16 protein-coding genes are annotated in these 15,614 nt (G+C 57.7%); 8 read left to right on the top strand and 8 right to left on the bottom strand.

From position 1 onward, the window contains the following. Nucleotides 1-321: 321 nt before the first annotated feature. The gene (curA, locus tag AC2FJ5_RS08570; protein ID WP_281973653.1) at nucleotides 322-1,353 is read left to right on the top strand and encodes an NADPH-dependent curcumin/dihydrocurcumin reductase; all 1,032 of its coding nucleotides are present in this window, start codon (nucleotides 322-324) and stop codon (nucleotides 1,351-1,353) included. Nucleotides 1,354-1,530: 177 nt separating this feature from the next. After that, entirely contained in the window at nucleotides 1,531-1,767 is a 237-nt protein-coding gene (locus tag AC2FJ5_RS08565) for a tetratricopeptide repeat protein (RefSeq protein WP_496793095.1), read from the top strand. A 256-nt stretch (nucleotides 1,768-2,023) separates the two neighbouring features. Here AC2FJ5_RS08565 and AC2FJ5_RS08560 read toward each other — a convergent pair whose 3' ends face one another. Then, nucleotides 2,024-2,260 (bottom strand): hypothetical protein, encoded by a 237-nt coding sequence (locus tag AC2FJ5_RS08560; RefSeq protein WP_496793094.1) that lies wholly within the window; start codon nucleotides 2,258-2,260, stop codon nucleotides 2,024-2,026. Nucleotides 2,261-2,603: 343 nt separating this feature from the next. On the opposite strand from AC2FJ5_RS08560, the gene AC2FJ5_RS08555 reads away from it, so the two are divergent. From AC2FJ5_RS08555 to AC2FJ5_RS08540, 4 genes are all read left to right on the top strand, one after another. After that, nucleotides 2,604-4,235, top strand: a complete 1,632-nt coding sequence (locus AC2FJ5_RS08555) for an arylsulfatase (protein WP_142638882.1) — start codon at nucleotides 2,604-2,606, stop codon at nucleotides 4,233-4,235. A 97-nt stretch (nucleotides 4,236-4,332) separates the two neighbouring features. Then, a complete protein-coding gene (locus AC2FJ5_RS08550; protein WP_281973651.1) occupies nucleotides 4,333-5,310 on the top strand; it encodes an HAD family hydrolase in 978 nt (325 codons plus the stop codon). Between the two features lie 56 nt (nucleotides 5,311-5,366). Next, a complete protein-coding gene (locus AC2FJ5_RS08545; protein WP_496793093.1) occupies nucleotides 5,367-7,310 on the top strand; it encodes a multiheme c-type cytochrome in 1,944 nt (647 codons plus the stop codon). A 146-nt stretch (nucleotides 7,311-7,456) separates the two neighbouring features. Continuing rightward, nucleotides 7,457-7,933 carry a hypothetical protein gene (locus AC2FJ5_RS08540; RefSeq protein ID WP_496793092.1) on the top strand — a complete coding sequence of 159 codons (477 nt, stop codon included), beginning with the start codon at nucleotides 7,457-7,459 and terminating at the stop codon, nucleotides 7,931-7,933. Nucleotides 7,934-7,962: 29 nt separating this feature from the next. Here AC2FJ5_RS08540 and AC2FJ5_RS08535 read toward each other — a convergent pair whose 3' ends face one another. Then, the gene (locus AC2FJ5_RS08535) at nucleotides 7,963-8,169 is read right to left on the bottom strand and encodes a hypothetical protein (protein WP_496701124.1); all 207 of its coding nucleotides are present in this window, start codon (nucleotides 8,167-8,169) and stop codon (nucleotides 7,963-7,965) included. A gap of 358 nt (nucleotides 8,170-8,527) precedes the next feature. Beyond that, nucleotides 8,528-10,810, bottom strand: a complete 2,283-nt coding sequence (locus AC2FJ5_RS08530) for an adenosylcobalamin-dependent ribonucleoside-diphosphate reductase (RefSeq protein WP_142638886.1) — start codon at nucleotides 10,808-10,810, stop codon at nucleotides 8,528-8,530. Between the two features lie 128 nt (nucleotides 10,811-10,938). Here AC2FJ5_RS08530 and AC2FJ5_RS08525 point away from each other — a divergent pair, with 128 nt between their 5' ends. Continuing rightward, nucleotides 10,939-11,370, top strand: a complete 432-nt coding sequence (locus AC2FJ5_RS08525; protein ID WP_496793090.1) for a DUF1489 family protein — start codon at nucleotides 10,939-10,941, stop codon at nucleotides 11,368-11,370. On the opposite strand, the gene hisG is transcribed toward AC2FJ5_RS08525, so the two are convergent. The 3 genes from hisG to hisS are packed head-to-tail and all read right to left on the bottom strand — an operon-like array spanning nucleotide 11,371 to nucleotide 14,636. Further along, entirely contained in the window at nucleotides 11,371-12,060 is a 690-nt protein-coding gene (hisG, locus tag AC2FJ5_RS08520) for an ATP phosphoribosyltransferase (protein ID WP_496793089.1), read from the bottom strand. It abuts the gene before it with no gap. After that, nucleotides 12,057-13,145, bottom strand: coding sequence for an ATP phosphoribosyltransferase regulatory subunit (locus AC2FJ5_RS08515; protein ID WP_496690531.1), 1,089 nt, complete (start codon nucleotides 13,143-13,145; stop codon nucleotides 12,057-12,059). Before AC2FJ5_RS08515 ends, hisG begins: the two co-directional genes overlap by 4 nt. A 3-nt stretch (nucleotides 13,146-13,148) precedes the next feature. After that, a complete protein-coding gene (hisS, locus tag AC2FJ5_RS08510; RefSeq protein ID WP_496793087.1) occupies nucleotides 13,149-14,636 on the bottom strand; it encodes a histidine--tRNA ligase in 1,488 nt (495 codons plus the stop codon). A gap of 128 nt (nucleotides 14,637-14,764) precedes the next feature. Here hisS and AC2FJ5_RS08505 point away from each other — a divergent pair, with 128 nt between their 5' ends. After that, complete coding sequence (locus AC2FJ5_RS08505; RefSeq protein ID WP_142638896.1) at nucleotides 14,765-14,959, top strand: SlyX family protein; 195 nt, start codon at nucleotides 14,765-14,767, stop codon at nucleotides 14,957-14,959. Between the two features lie 4 nt (nucleotides 14,960-14,963). Here the strand turns inward: AC2FJ5_RS08505 and AC2FJ5_RS08500 are convergent, their stop codons facing one another. Together AC2FJ5_RS08500 and AC2FJ5_RS08495 are read right to left on the bottom strand one after the other, a co-directional pair. Continuing rightward, complete coding sequence (locus AC2FJ5_RS08500) at nucleotides 14,964-15,317, bottom strand: hypothetical protein (RefSeq protein WP_496793086.1); 354 nt, start codon at nucleotides 15,315-15,317, stop codon at nucleotides 14,964-14,966. 20 nt (nucleotides 15,318-15,337) lie between these two features. Further along, entirely contained in the window at nucleotides 15,338-15,550 is a 213-nt protein-coding gene (locus tag AC2FJ5_RS08495) for a YMGG-like glycine zipper-containing protein (protein WP_496793084.1), read from the bottom strand. Nucleotides 15,551-15,614 lie beyond the last annotated feature (64 nt).

Genomic DNA, 15,614 nt, shown 5'->3' with positions numbered 1-15,614 from the left:
GATTGAAGTCTTTTATGTCCTGGCTTCTGGTCAGCCCCATGAGCAGGCTTCAGACCTGCAAAGCAAGACTCGGAGACCCCTCCATTTCGAGATTCTTGAAGGAACCAGAACCTCAGTCGAGAGGTGAATGGAAGACGAACCTAGGGTCGGGTTTGATTACTTTTTAGCAGGGCGTTTCCATGAGCGTTTGGGCATTTCAATGCGCAGATCGTGCGTGATTGGGCCACGTCTATAGGTTTTTCGAACTCGTTGGTGCTGTCGTGTTGCTCTGCAGCGGAATTTGGTCTCTGTTGCAAGAAAGCCGTCTTATGAGAGGTCACAATGCCCCAAGCATCCGCCACCAATCGTCGTATTGTTCTCGCCAATCGCCCAACCGGACAACCGGACGAGAATACATTGCGCCTGGAAACCACGAGCGTTCCTGAACCTGGACCAGACGAAATGCTGGTACGTACGGTGTACCTGTCGTTGGATCCTTACATGCGTGGCCGAATGAATGACGCAAAATCCTATGCCGAACCCGTTCCGATTGGCGGTGTTATGACGGCGCAGGTCGTCGGGCAGGTGGTCAAATCCAACATCGAAGGATACGAAGTCGGAGAGTATGTGCTCAATACAAGCGGGTGGCAGGATTTTGCTGTCTCAGACGGAACGCAGGTCGTTAAGTTGGGTAAATCTCCGGACAACCCGTCTTGGTCGCTCGGAATTCTCGGAATGCCAGGCTACACGGCTTATGCCGGGCTTCTGAAAATCGGGGAGCCAAAAGCCGGTGAAACAGTTGTTGTGGCTGCCGCAGCCGGCCCGGTAGGCGCAACAGTCGGTCAGATCGCAAAGCTAAAAGGATGTCGCGTAGTGGGCATCGCAGGCGGTTCTGAAAAATGTGCTCATGTAGTCGAAAACCTTGGATTTGACGCATGTTTGGACCATCGATCTGATGATCTGGCAGCGCAACTGCGCGAGGCTTGTCCAAGTGGAATTGACGTGTATTTCGAAAACGTTGGCGGCAAAGTTCTCTATGCCGTATTGCCGCTCTTGAACCCGTTTGCACGGGTGCCCGTCTGCGGGATTGTATCCTGGTACAACCTGCCCGGCCTACCGGACGGCCCGGATATGGGCCCTGCGATCATGGGCACGATCCTGCGGATGAAAGTCAGAATGCAGGGTTTCATAATCTTCGACAACTTTGGTGCCGACGTGTATCAGGAGTTTGTCCGCGATATGACGGCTTGGCTCAAAAACGGTTCAATAAGCTACAAGGAACATGTGGTTGAGGGGCTTGAAAATGCTCCGGAAGCATTCAATCAACTGCTGGCCGGGGGAAACTTTGGAAAGATGGTCGTAAAAGTTGGTTAGCCGGACACACAGCCAGACATTGCATCGTTCTTTGGATGGTTCCATCGTCAAAGTAACGGCCCAAAGCTGCAGTTGAGCCAAAGGTTCGATCTTCTCGGCTGATCCCGAAATCTGCCATTCGGGCTACTGGAAGGATGCGCCACTTTCAGAAGTTTAGTCGCCCGTCACGGCATTCGGATGACGCTCGAAAGGGATTTTGCGTGCGGGCACATTGCTCTGGGAGGCGTATATGTCGCCAGCGGCGACGCAAATGCAGCCGTCGACGCTGTGCATCAGTCACTTATCCTCGAACCTAACGGATACGAGGCTAACCTCTTCATGGATTTCTATCTCCAGTTTGCGGGGGACCCCGCAAGTGCCGTGGACTATCTGTTGATTGCCAAACGTCTTAGTCCTGTGCAGACTTACGCGTAGACGCTGCCCTATGAATGTTCGCTCCAACAACCCGGTCTCTAGGTTGGTGCATCTCACCTTAGTGCAGACTGGGCTGATCGTGTTGAAAAACTCCGATTTTCGTGAAGATGGGTGAAATACTTGCCTGCAGGAGGCCTTTCCGAGAATTCGTCGAGGGGGAACTCGCGTTGACAATGTCCGCGGCTCTCAGGGCCCCTACCAAGCACAGGGTTTCAATTTAGCCGCCGTAACGGATTCTGGCGGAAAAATGCAGCCGTCAGATATTCGAGTTTTTCAACACAATCGGCTCATAGCGGCCATCGAAGCAAACGCAGCATTCGATGATATTGTAATACGTCAACGTCGGGTTGGCGCTGACGTCAGACATCTCCCATCCCTCTTCAGGCGGAATTTGTCCGGCACCTTGCATGTAAATTTTCTGCACCGGATCGCCATAGAAGCCGAGACAGAAGCCTAGTGAAACCGCCTGCGCCACTTCGCGGAGCGCATCCACAAAGGCCGGGTCTGTGTCCTGACTTTCATCGACAAAGATGATCGGAAAGCCTGCTGTGCGCGTGGGCCTCCGGCTTGTGCGCCAAGGACTCCGCTTGCAGGCCATGGCTAGGCCATGGCAGTTCCTGATGACGTGCCGGTCCGCAACGGCCTAGACACAATGGCCGACAACCGAAAGATTGCCCAAAAAAAAGAAAGTGTTGCGCCATACATTCAACTTATGGATAGTTGATCCCACTCGAAATGTTCTACGGGCGGACAAAGGCGAGCAAAGCCTCTCGCTTGGTGCTTGTCTGCGACCAACTCAAGTTTCACTGTTAGCGAATGTGAGGGAGTGACCGATTATGCCAGTTTCGTATTTGAACAGGGCCGTCGCGGCCGGGTTCCTGATTTTAAGCATTGGGATTGCGCCGGCGCTTGCCCAAGAAGGCAGCGCGGGCGGCAAGCCGAACGTTCTCGTCATTTGGGGCGACGACATCGGCCAGTCCAATATCTCCGCATACACAATGGGGTTGATGGGTTATCAAACGCCGAATATCGACCGGGTTGCCAGAGAAGGTATGATCTTCACCGACTACTACGGTGAACAATCCTGCACGGCTGGCCGGTCATCCTTTATCATGGGCCAGTCGGTCTTCCGCACCGGCCTTTCCAAGGTCGGCCTGCCCGGTGCCAAGGAAGGTATGCAGATCGAAGATCCCACCATTGCCGGCCTCCTCAAAGCCGAAGGCTATGCCACCGGTCAATTCGGCAAGAACCATCTGGGAGACCGGGATGAACACCTTCCGACGAACCACGGTTTCGATGTGTTTTTCGGAAATCTCTACCATCTGAACGCCGAAGAAGAGCCGGAAAACGAGGACTACCCGAAGGATATGGTGTTCGCAGACGGCACGACGTTCCTTGAACGGTTCGGTCCGCGTGGTGTTTTGAACGTGACCGCGACCTACGGCGAAAATGAAATCACGCAGAATATCGAGGATACCGGGGCTCTGACCCGGAAGCGGATGGAGATTGTGGACGACGAGACATCAGATGCTGCAATTGCCTGGATGGAGGAACAGACCAACGCCGGCACCCCTTGGTTCCTGTGGTGGAGCGGCACACGGATGCATTTCCGTACCCACGTCAGCGAAGAGAACCGCGCGCTCGCGGATGAGTTATACAATGGGGAAAAAGCTGATGAATACACTGCCGGCATGATCGAACACGACATGGATATCGGCAAGTTCCTCGAAAAGCTTGACGAGCTCGGCATCGCCGATAACACCATCGTGTTCTATTCCACTGATAACGGCGTCCATATGAACACATGGCCGGATGCCGGAATGACCCCGTTCTGGGGCGAGAAGAACACCCAGTGGGAAGGCGCCTGGCGGGTGCCTGCTATGGTCCGCTGGCCCAGTAATATCGCGCCCGGAACGATCTCGAACGAGATCGTGCATCACATGGATTGGCTGCCAACATTCCTGGCCGCTGCAGGCAATGAAACCATCAAGGAAGATTTGCTCGAAGGCATCACCGTTCCGGAAATGGCAGGCCGCGAGTATCGCGTCCATCTCGACGGCTACAACCTATTGCCAATGCTCAAGGGTGACACGGACAAGAGCCCGCGTAATGAGATCTTCTACTTCACTGACGACGGCGACCTCGCGGCGATCCGGCTCAACAACTGGAAGATCACCTTCCTCGAGCAGAAGGCCTGGGGAACTCTCCGGGCCTGGATGGAACCGCTGACGCCGCTGCGCGTGCCGCTGATCTTCAACCTGCGCCGCGACCCTTATGAACGCGGTTACCGGACGTCGAACACCTATTACGACTGGCTGATGGACCACGCCTTCATGCTGGTGCCGGCCCAGGCTTATGTTGGGCAGTTCCTGGCAACCTTCGAAGAATACCCGCCACGGCAGGAGGCGGCTTCGTTCAGCCTCGACAAGGTAATGGAGAAGCTGTCGCAGCCGGGCGGCTCGCAGTAGACTCATCCCACTTCGTCCCGACGGAGAATTCCGTCGGGGCGCCTAATTTTCCGGTTGCCTCGGCATCCCTTTCCCTGCATTTGCGGAGGTTGTCCCTATGCGTGCTCTGCTAATTTCAATTCCTTTGACAATTCTGTTTGCATCAGCTCCGCTCGCTGACCCTTTGCCGTCTTGGACGGATACGGCCACCAAGGATCGGATCATTGCGTTTGTCGAAGGCATAACGGACCCGGATTCACCTGATTATGTCACCCCGGCCGCGCGTATTGCGACCTTCGACAATGACGGCACGCTCTGGGCAGAACAGCCGGTCTACTTTCAACTGCTATTTGCCATCGACCGATTGAAAGAAATGGCTGCCGCTGATCCCGGGGTGCTCACGTCTGACGTGCTGCGGGCCGCAGTCGAAGGCGACATGGAGACAGTGGCCGCCTCGGGCACTGAGGGACTCTTGGAAATCGTCTCCACCACCCACTCCGGCCTGACGGTGGACGAGTTCCAAGCGGCCGTGCGCAGCTGGCTGGACACGGCCAGGCATTCCGGCACAGGCCTGGCCTATGACCAAATGGTCTATCAACCCATGCTGGAGCTCTTGACCTATCTACGCGATGAAGGCTTCCGTACCTACATCGCCTCAGGCGGCGGCCTGCATTTCATCCGGGTGTTCTCTGAAAGTGCCTATAACATTCCGCCCGAGCAGGTCATCGGATCCATCGGAAATGGCAGTTATTCCGCCGGGGACGGACCGCCGCGGGTGATGAAGGACCCCGGTTTATTCTTCATCGACGACAAGGCAGGTAAGCCCGTTGCTATCGAGGCCCGCATCGGGCGCCGGCCGGTGATCGCAGTGGGAAATTCCGATGGAGACTTCCAGATGCTTGAGTGGACTACTGCGGGCGATGGTGCGCGGCTGGGCATCCTGCTGCACCATACTGACAGCGAACGCGAATACGCTTACGGCCGTGAAAGCCATATCGGGCAGCTTGCACGCGGACTTGATGAAGCAGCCAGCCGCGGTTGGCTGGTAATCGACATGGCCCGTGATTGGGAGCGGATCTGGCCGAGCCGCGAATGAAGCCCTGCACCATCCCTGTCCATGAACGACCCAGAAAATCGGATGGCCCTCTGAAAATGCAGATTGTAGTCTTGATCCTTCTCTTGCTGCTGGGTCTGCCAGCGATGGCCCAGAGCCTTGACGGCTACTTGGGGTCGGATCGTTGCACCGGTTGCCATAAGGACAGTGCCGCAGGCTGGGCAGGATCGCATCACGCTCAGGCCTGGACAACGCCGTCGCAGGAGACGGTCGCAGGTGACTTCGGCGGAACGGCCTTTCACCATGACGGTATGACCGCCCGGTTTCAGACAGGAGCTGAGGGCGGATACTACGTCGAGGTGATCGAAAAGGATGGATCGCATGCGGAATACAAAGTGCATTCGGTTGCGGGGATCGAACCGCTGCAGCAATATCTTCTCGAGACCGAACCGGGGCAGCTGCAGAGTTTTGACGTGGTCTGGGACACCGAAGAGGGGAAGTGGTTCCACCTTTATCCGGACCAGACCCTACCTCCGTTGGATGGTCTGCATTGGACGGGTCCCTACAAGACCTGGAATGCGCGCTGTGCGGAGTGCCACGCCACCGGGTTCCGCAAAAACTACGACGCACGCCGTTTAAGCTATGCATCAACCCAGGTCGAAATAGGCGTTGGCTGCGAGGCTTGCCACGGACCGGGAAAGGACCATGTTGATTGGGCTGATACATGGGAAACGACAAGGACACCGCCGCCCGCAAACCATGGATTTCCTGTGGATTTCGCCGATCCTCGGCAGGCAGTCGAACAATGCGCGACGTGCCATTCCAGACGCGAAGCCAACTTGGACGGCAACCCGGTGCCAGGCACGCGTTTTCATGATGCCTATACGCTCGCACTATTGCGCCCAGGACTTTACCACGCGGACGGGCAGATCCAGGACGAGGTCTATGTCTACGGCTCCTTTCTGCAATCTAAGATGCACGCTCGGGGCGTGACTTGCCTGAATTGCCACGGCGCACACAGTCTGGACCTGAAGGCAGAAGGCAACGGCCTTTGCACCCAATGCCACAGCCCGGCGGGCAATCCGGACTTCCCAACACTCACAGCAGCGGACTACGACAGCCCTGCACATCACTTCCACCCGGAAAACAGCGCCGGAGCGAAGTGCCAGTCCTGCCACATGCCAGAACGCGTCTACATGGGCAACGACTGGCGCGCCGATCACTCCTTCCGCATTCCCCGGCCGGACCTTTCGCCGGTGACGGGAGCACCGGATGCCTGCACCGCCTGCCACCGCGGCCAGGACGCAGCCTGGGCAGCTGCACAGATTTCCGCTTGGTATCCAGACGACAGAAACCGTGGCCGGCATTACGGGGAGGTGCTGGCGCGGGGGCGTGCCGATGCGGCAGCGGCCGCTGGCGACTTGACAGCGCTGGCGCAGAATACCAGCCAGCCGGGCATCGTGCGGGCCACTGCGCTCTGGCTTTTGGAGCAGTCCAACGACCCGCTGTTCGCCGCTAGGCTGACAGACCTGCTGCGGGACCGGGATCCGCTTGTCCGCGCTGCCGCGGCCTCTCTGCAGCGCCTTGCACCGCTTCAGGAAAGGGGCAAGCGCCTGGCCGATGTCTTTGCCGACCCTGCCCGCAATGTGCGCATGGCCGCTGCCCGCGCGATGCTGGGTGATACGGAGAACGGCCTCCAGAATGGAACCGCCAGAGAGCTGCAAGCCGCCATGGCTGAATGGCAGGATGCCATGGCAAACCGGCTCGATTTTCCTGAAACCCACCTCCAACTGGGCGGTGTGGCACTGACCATGCGCAACATGGGCATGGCCACATCCGCGTTCCGCGAGGTGGTGCGGCTGGATCCGCAACGGCTGGATGCATGGATGATGCTGGCCAGGATCACAGCGGCAACCCAAGGACGCGTTGCTGCCGCCGCGGTTGTGGCAGAAGCTCTGTCAGCCAATCCGGAACATCCCGCACTTCTGGCCGCACAGGCAGAGCTGGAAGGAAAACCTGCACTGCAAGGAGATAGCGAGTGACTGCTCTTGCCAGAATCCGGGACCTCAGAGTGGACCGCTGAGCTGCTCAGCTTCTGCTATCTCTGAAGCCACCCGGCACACAATGAAATGTTAGCTCAAAAGGCACTGCCTTTTAAAAACGATCTTGACCGCAATCGTGCCGGCAGTTGCCGGCATCCGGGCCCGCGTCTGCTCAGAATACTGACTGGAACTACGAGGCAACGATCTACCTGTTCGCGCCCGAGACCAAAACCGCAATCGATACACCCTCAGGGCAGATCAAGGGCGCACTCATGTTTGGCGACGCGCTTGAGAATCTGGACTTTGCCTATATGGGAGCCTTTGCCGCCAGTAACGGGAAATGGAGCTTTCTCACCGACTATATGTACACGGACCTGTCCTTCGGCAACGAGATTGTATCTTTGGTACTAGAGATGCGCCGCAACGCGTGCCAGCCCTCTTTGGTGGCGGCAGACATCCACGGCATTTCTTCATGTAAAGAAGATACTGTCTCGTCCACCCAGTGCTCGTCTCTCGGCTCCACCAAGCGAACCTCATACATTAGTGGGCGCAGTCGTTGGATTTCTTTCTCCGAGAGATGCCCAAGACCTGAGGCGTCAGCCCTGTGTTGTGGGATGCGCTGAACTAGATTTTTGATGCGCCGCTTGTCATCTCAATTTAGCGCGACACCATCCGATAGTTCGCGAGCAGCTTTATCGAAATCATCTCCGCCGAGATCGACCGAATGTTCATCGTCTCCGATGAATTCTCTGGCCAGCCGCGTTTTGCGCAATTTCGTCAAATATTCAGTGAACCGATGCGTAAGAGCATCTTTTTCAAAATTGGGATCAGTGGCGAGTAGGAGTTTGATGGTCTTCATAGCAGTTCCCTCATCTATCCAGTGAGAAAAACCGACCGACAACGTGCGAAGAAGAGTAGAATTGAGAAGCAGCCAACGGTCGGCCCTAAAAGGGGCAGATCAGAAAAATCGTATGAGAAAGATATGCTGTGATGTCGTCATAGAATGAAACAGCCCTATTGCCAGACGCACGTCAATACCTTCGTACTATTGATACTGGCTGAGAAAACATCTGTTAAGAAAATCAAACGCTTTCCCGCCCCTATGATAACAAGGGGATTTTGATACTTGGGCGACAAAGACCTTGTCTTTGGGCGAAAAAATCGCTGATTTGGGTCTCAATTGCTTGGTGTATCAACAACAAACCCACTACTTCAGATCACCCGCATTTAGAGTGACCGCAGCTACGGCAGGTCATGCATCCTTCGATCATCACCATGTCGAACTGACCGCAGGACGGGCAGGCTTTGCCGCGGGGGCCGTCGAGGTTGACCACTTGCGCCTGAGGGTCGGATTTCAGCCCCATCCCTTCGCCCTCAAGGAAGCCTATATTGATCAGGTGCTGCTCGATCACTCCGCCAATCGCGGCCAGGATCGAGGGGATGTATTTGCCTTTCACCCAGGCCCCGCCACGCGGGTCGAACACCGCCTTGAGTTCCTCGACCACAAAGGACACATCGCCGCCCCGACGGAACACGGCCGAGATCATGCGGGTCAGCGCAAGCGTCCATGCATAATGCTCCATGTTCTTGGAGTTGATGAATACCTCGAACGGACGACGGCGGCCGCCAATGACAATGTCATTTATGGTCAGGTAAATCGCATGCTCGCTGTCGGGCCATTTCAACTTATATGTTGACCCCTCAAGCGATTGTGGGCGGTCCAGCGGTTCGGACATGTAGATGACATCGCCGCCATCAACCTCGTGCGGCGCATCCGCGCTTTCTCCAGGAGCTTTGTCGGCACTCTCTGATACGGTCAGAACCGACCCCGTCACATCGTTGGGGCGATAGGTCGTGCACCCTTTGCAGCCCTGATCCCAGGCCTGCATGTAGACATCTTTGAAAGCGTCAAAGCTGATATCCTCGGGGCAGTTGATCGTCTTGGAAATCGAGCTGTCGATCCATTTCTGTGCCGCCGCCTGCATCTTGACATGATCAGACGGAGGCAGCGTCTGCGCGTTGACGAAATAGTCGGGCAGGTCCTTATCACCAAACTTGTCGCGCCACATCTGAACGGCGTAATCCACGACTTCTTCTTCGGTGCGCGAGCCATCTTTTTGCAGGACCTTGCGCGTATACGCATAGGCAAAGACCGGCTCGATCCCCGAAGAGACGTTGCCCGCGTACAGGGAAATCGTCCCCGTCGGGGCAATCGACGTCAGCAGCGCGTTGCGGATGCCGTGTTCGCGGATCGCATCGCGTACGTCGTCATCCATCTGCAGCATTGTGCCGCTGGCCAGGTATTTCTCGGCTTCGAACAAGGGAAACGCCCCCTTTTCCTTTGCCAAATCGACTGACGCCAGATACGCGGCGCGGGCGATTGCGTGCAACCAGCGCTCGGTCTGACGCGCCGCCTCGTCAGAGCCATAGCGTAGACCCAGCATCAACAGTGCATCGGCCAGCCCGGTGACACCCAAACCAATGCGGCGTTTGTCTTGCGCCTCAGCCTCTTGTTCGGCCAGCGGAAATTTCGAGGCGTCGACCACATTGTCCATCATGCGAACGGCGGTGGCGACCAGCTCTTGCAGCGCGGCCTCATCGAGATGTGCGGCATCCTCGAACGGTCCGGCCACCAGACGCGCCAGGTTGATCGAGCCCAACAGACAGGCGCCATACGGCGGCAGGGGCTGTTCACCGCAGGGGTTCGTCGCCGCGATGGTCTCGACATAGCTGAGGTTGTTGGCCGCATTGATCCGATCGATGAAGATCACACCTGGCTCGGCATAGTCGTAAGTGGCCTGCATGATCTTGTTCCATAGATCGCGGGCCTGGATGGTGTGATAGACCTTGCCATCAAACACCAGTTCCCACGGGCCATCGGCCTTGACTGCCTCCATGAACGGATCTGTCACCAGAACCGACATGTTGAACATGCGCAGACGGGCCGGGTCGGATTTGGCGGTGATGAACTGTTCGATATCGGGATGATCGCAGCGCATGGTCGCCATCATCGCCCCGCGGCGCGACCCCGCGGACATGATCGTGCGGCACATCGCGTCCCACACATCCATAAAGCTCAGCGGCCCCGAGGCGTCCGCCGCCACCCCGTGTACATCCGCCCCACGCGGACGAATGGTTGAGAAATCATAGCCGATCCCCCCACCCTGCTGCATGGTCAGGGCGGCCTCTTTCAACATATCGAAAATACCGCCCATGCTGTCTGGTATGGTTCCCATGACAAAACAGTTGAACAGGGTCACCCGGCGTGCAGTGCCCGCACCGGCGGTGATGCGTCCGGCGGGCAGATATTTGAAATCCTCCAACGCCTCAAAGAACTTGTCTTCCCAATGAGCAGGGTCCTGTTCCACGCGGGCCAGATCGCGAGCGATACGGCGCCAGCTGTCTTCAACCGTTTGGTCGATGGGTGTTCCATCCGCCTGTTTAAAGCGGTATTTCATGTCCCAGATCTGCTCGGCGATGGGGGCGGCAAAGCGGCTCATTGGTGATTCCCTGTCTTGAAAGAGGTATCCAGATTAGCCCAATTCGCACCTTCACCACAACACCTTGATGAAGCGGTGCAGAAGGCTACAATATAAAGGTAGCCTTGGGACGACTCTGTGGGAAAGCTGTGGATAAGTACGTAAACCTCATAAAACTGTCCGTCGGATCAGAAAGCGTCGACACGCTGATCGCATGGCAGGAGAGTCGCATGCCTCTGTACGAGGACAGATTGCCGCGCCACGTGACACGCATGTGGCCCAAACGCGAGGCAGAGATTCTGAATGGCGGATCAATCTATTGGGTGATCAAAGGCGTTGTGCAATGCCGTCAGCGCATCCTACGTATGGACGAAGTGATCAGGGATGACGGCATTCGCCGCTGCGCCATTATTCTGGATCCTGAGGTTCATCGCACCCAGAACGCCCTGAAGCGCCCCTTTCAGGGGTGGCGTTATCTCAAGCCCGAGGACACCCCCGCCGATCTGCCAAAAACCCGCGCGCAGGACGATGCCCTGCCCGATGATCTGAACCGCGCGCTGGCGGATATCGGCGTGCTGTAATCAGGCCAGACGGTCGAGCACCTCAGTCAGAACATCCTTGTCTTCGTCCGTATACTTGGCCACCCGGCTGCGCCATAGGGTTGCTTGCGATTGCAGGATCAACCCGTCTGTCAGGATTTTCAGGTGGTTGGCGCGCAGGGTTTCCCCCGTTGATGTGATATCGGCAATCGCTTCGGCGGTTTCATTCACTACCGTGCCTTCGGTCGCCCCCTGGCTGTCGACCAGCGTATAATCGGCCACGCCCGCATCTGTCAGAAATTCACGCACCAACCGGTGGTATTTGGTGGCAATCCGCAGGCGGTGGCCGTGGGTCTTGCGAAAAGCCGCCGCCGCCGCGTCAAGGTCATCAAGCGTGTCCACGTCGACCCAGCAGGCTGGCGTAGCGATGATCAGATCGGCCTTGCCAAACCCAAGCGGAGAAACTTCTTCGACCTGCTGTTCCCAGCGCGGCAGTTTTTCATGCACCAGATCAATTCCGGTGACGCCAAGATGAATGCGACCAGCAGCCAATTCACGCGGAATTTCCCCCGCCGATAACAGGATCAGCGAGACACCCTCGATCCCTTCCACCTTACCGGCATATTCGCGGTCCGACCCACTGCGAGACAGGGTGATGCCGCGCTTTTCGAACCACGAAAAGGCCTTTTCCATCAACCGGCCCTTTGAAGGCACGCCCAGTTTCAGGCTCATTGCGCGTCCTCCTCAATCTCCAGCATCAGGTCCGGGCGCAGCACGCCGCCAACTGCGGGGATTTCTGCCCCTTTGCCCAAGTGGCGGGTCAGTGCATCATAGCGCCCCCCAGTGGCAATGGGTGGCAAATCCGGCCGGCCCTCGGCGTAGAAACCAAAGACAAACCCGTCATAATACTCCATCGAGGTCCGGCCATAAGACGCTTCGAAATCCAACCTGTCCACATCCACGCCGCGCGCTTGCAAGGCCGCGATCCGCGCCTCAAGCCGGTCCAGTGCCGGGGTGATCTGCGGCAAGTCCACCGCCACGTCGCGCAGCTGTTCAAGCGCAAAGGGCATGGTTTCTCGGACGTTCAGCAGGGTTTCCAACCCGGCCAGTTCGTTGTCGGAAATCGGTGGGGTATCACGATCCTCACGCAGGGCTTCGATCCGTGCCTGAATTTCAGAGGCGCGGCGCTTGCCGATCATAGGCGCGTCGGTTGCCAAAGGGTCAGCAGCCTCGAGTAAGGTCTTGCGTCCTTCAGGCCCCGGCTTGCGCCCAGCGAAACGGTCCAGCAAGACGCGAAAACGGCGGGGCCGCCACAGATGGCGCATCAGGGCCGCCTTGCGCCGGTCGGAAGTCCTAAGCCCCTGGACAGCAGCGGTCAGGATACCGATATCCCCGGTTGCCGCCCGCAGAGGCAACCCACGCAGTTGCAGCGCAAACAGCGAAAACACTTCGGCATCGGCACTGGCCGGATCGGTGCGATCAAACACCTCATACCCGACCTGGATATATTCATTCGCGCGATCCGGATCGTGTTCCTGCCGCCGAAACACCTCTCCCGAATAGGTATAGCGCGCCGGTTCGGCACCGTCGGACATGTGCATTTGCACCACCGGCAGCGTAAAATCCGGGCGCAGCATTTGTTCACCATGCAGCGCATCCGAGGTCACGTAAGCACGGGCGCGAATGTCTTCCCCATAGAGGTCCAGCAACGTTTCAGCCGGTTGCAACAGAGGCGGATCAACAACCCGGGCACCTGCGGTCTCGAAACGCACGCGCATCATCGCGGCGCGCGCCTGTATCTGAGTACGGTTGGCCATGGCTCAGTCCTGACTGTCCAGAATTTCGCGCACCTTGGCGACCAGATCACCGCGCGGCACCTCGAACTGGCTGGGGCGTTCTTTCCATTCCTCAAGCGTGGCGCTTTCGGCGATCTTGGCACCAAGGATCAGGTCCTTGATCTGCACGATCCCGTTCGCCTTTTCGTCGCCGCCTTCGATCACCGCGATGGGTGAGTTCCGCTTGTCCGCATATTTCAGCTGATTGCCAAAGTTCTTGGGGTTGCCCAGATACACCTCGGCCCGGATACCTGCATTGCGCAGCTCGGCCACCATGGCCTGATAATCCGCCATGCGGTCGCGATCCATCACGGTGACAACCACCGGCCCCTTGGCCTGTGCGCTGATCCGTCCCTTTTCGCGCAGAGCAGCCAACAGGCGGTCGACACCAATGGAGACACCAGTCGCTGGCACTTCCTGTCCAGTGAAACGCTTGACCAGATCGTCATAGCGCCCGCCGCCTGCGACAGAGCCGAACTGCCGCTTGCGGCCTTTCTCGTCAAAGATATCAAAGGTCAACTCGGCCTCATAGACCGGACCGGTGTAATAGCCCAACCCACGCACGACCGATGGGTCAATCTCGATCCGATCCGCGCCATAGCCGCCAGCTTCCAGCAAGGTCCCGATCTGTTCCAGTTCGCCAATGCCATCCGCACCGATTTGGCTGTCGCCCACGGCGGCACGCAGATTGGCCAACGTTCCTGTGGTATCTGCAGCTTTGGAGGTCAGGAAGGCGATGACCGGTTCTGCCTGATCATCGCTTAGACCCACGCCGTCGATGAAGGCACCTGACGCGTCCAAACGACCCTTGGTCAGCAATTCGCGCACGCCTGCTTTGCCCACCTTATCGAACTTGTCGATGGTGCGCAGCACGCTGTCACGGGCGGCGGCGTCTTCGCCCAGACCCATCGCCTCGAGCACGCCGTTCAGTACCTTGCGATTATTCACCCGCACCAGATAGTCACCGCGCGGGATGCCCACGGTTTCCAGCGTATCCGACAACATGGCGCAAATCTCGGCATCCGCCGCCATTGATGCGGTACCCACCGTATCCGCATCACATTGATAAAACTGACGAAACCGCCCCGGCCCGGGCTTTTCGTTACGCCAGACCGGACCCATCGCATAGCGGCGATAGGGTGTGGGCAGATCGTTGCGGTGCTGCGCGTAGACTCGGGCCAGAGGCGCGGTCAGGTCATAGCGCAGGGCCATCCAATCGCCCTTGTCGTTCTCATCGAATTCCTGCCAGGCAAAGACGCCTTCGTTCGGGCGATCCACGTCAGGCAGGAACTTGCCCAGCGCCTCGACCGTTTCGACCGCGCTGCTTTCCAGAGCGTCAAAGCCATAGCGATGATAGACGCCCGCGATGGTCCGCAGCATCTCGGTGCGCTGCGTGACTTCCTCGCCAAAATAGTCGCGAAACCCCTTCGGCGTTACGGCCTTGGGGCGGGGCTGTTTCTTGGGCTTGGCCATTTGGGGCGTCCTTGGGCGTTAAGTGTTCCGCGCGCGGTCTATCCCATGGCCCGTTTCGGGGCAAGGCGCGCTTTCGCTGGCCTTGCACAGCCGGTGCCGTTATGACCGGCGCGAGACAGGAGTTTCCAATGCAACATCTGGAAGAGCAAATCGCCCATCTGACCCGTACGGTCGAAGATCTGAACACAATCGTCACGCGGCAGCAGGATGAGATCGACAACTTGACCCGCCGGGTTGAGGTGCTGATGCGCCGCGAAGGTGAACGGGCACAAGAAGGATCAGGCGGCATCATCCTAGGAGACGAACGCCCACCGCATTACTGAGCGATTACAAGCCGAGCGTCGTTTTCACCGCATTGTCGACAACCCCGCCCAACAGGGCATGCTGGTCCTCGGCGCAGCCCTCTCTCAATGCGGCTATGAAGGTCTCGCGCAGTTTCGCTTTGTCCTCGTCCGTGCTTGCGTGATCATTGATATCAATCTGGCGGTTATAGATCGACAGTGCTGTCATCTTCTCGACAACCGCAAAGATATAGGCCTCATCACCGTCCGACTCTTCAACCACCGTTGCACAGGTATGATACATGACGGGCAATGCGTCCTGAACCATTTGTTCAGCAGTTTCATCGGCGATGGCCATGCCCGGAACGATCATGCACAGGCTTGCGAGAGCGGTTTTCATTTGGGTCAAACGCATCGTAGTCATTTCCAGTTATGTCCAATAAGGGCCCCGGCCACGCCGCCGATTGCCGCGCCCTTGCCATCACCAATCAAAGCACCGACGCCCGCCCCGATCAACGCGCCTTCGATGGTGTTCTTTTTCTTCTTGTCGTCCGCCACCGCCGACCCGGCGGTGACCATGGCCATCGACGCGGCCAATATCAATGTTCGAAAACCGAAATGTGGGATCGTCATATGGTTGCCCTCCTGTGGCATCACCAGAAAATCTCTTTCAGTCCTCAGCCTATCCGGCGGGCGA

The sequence above is a fragment of the Ruegeria sp. CDSA221 genome (assembly GCF_059611825.1).
The sequence above is the reverse complement of the archived record's forward strand: the minus strand, read 5'-3'. Positions and strand labels throughout refer to the sequence as shown.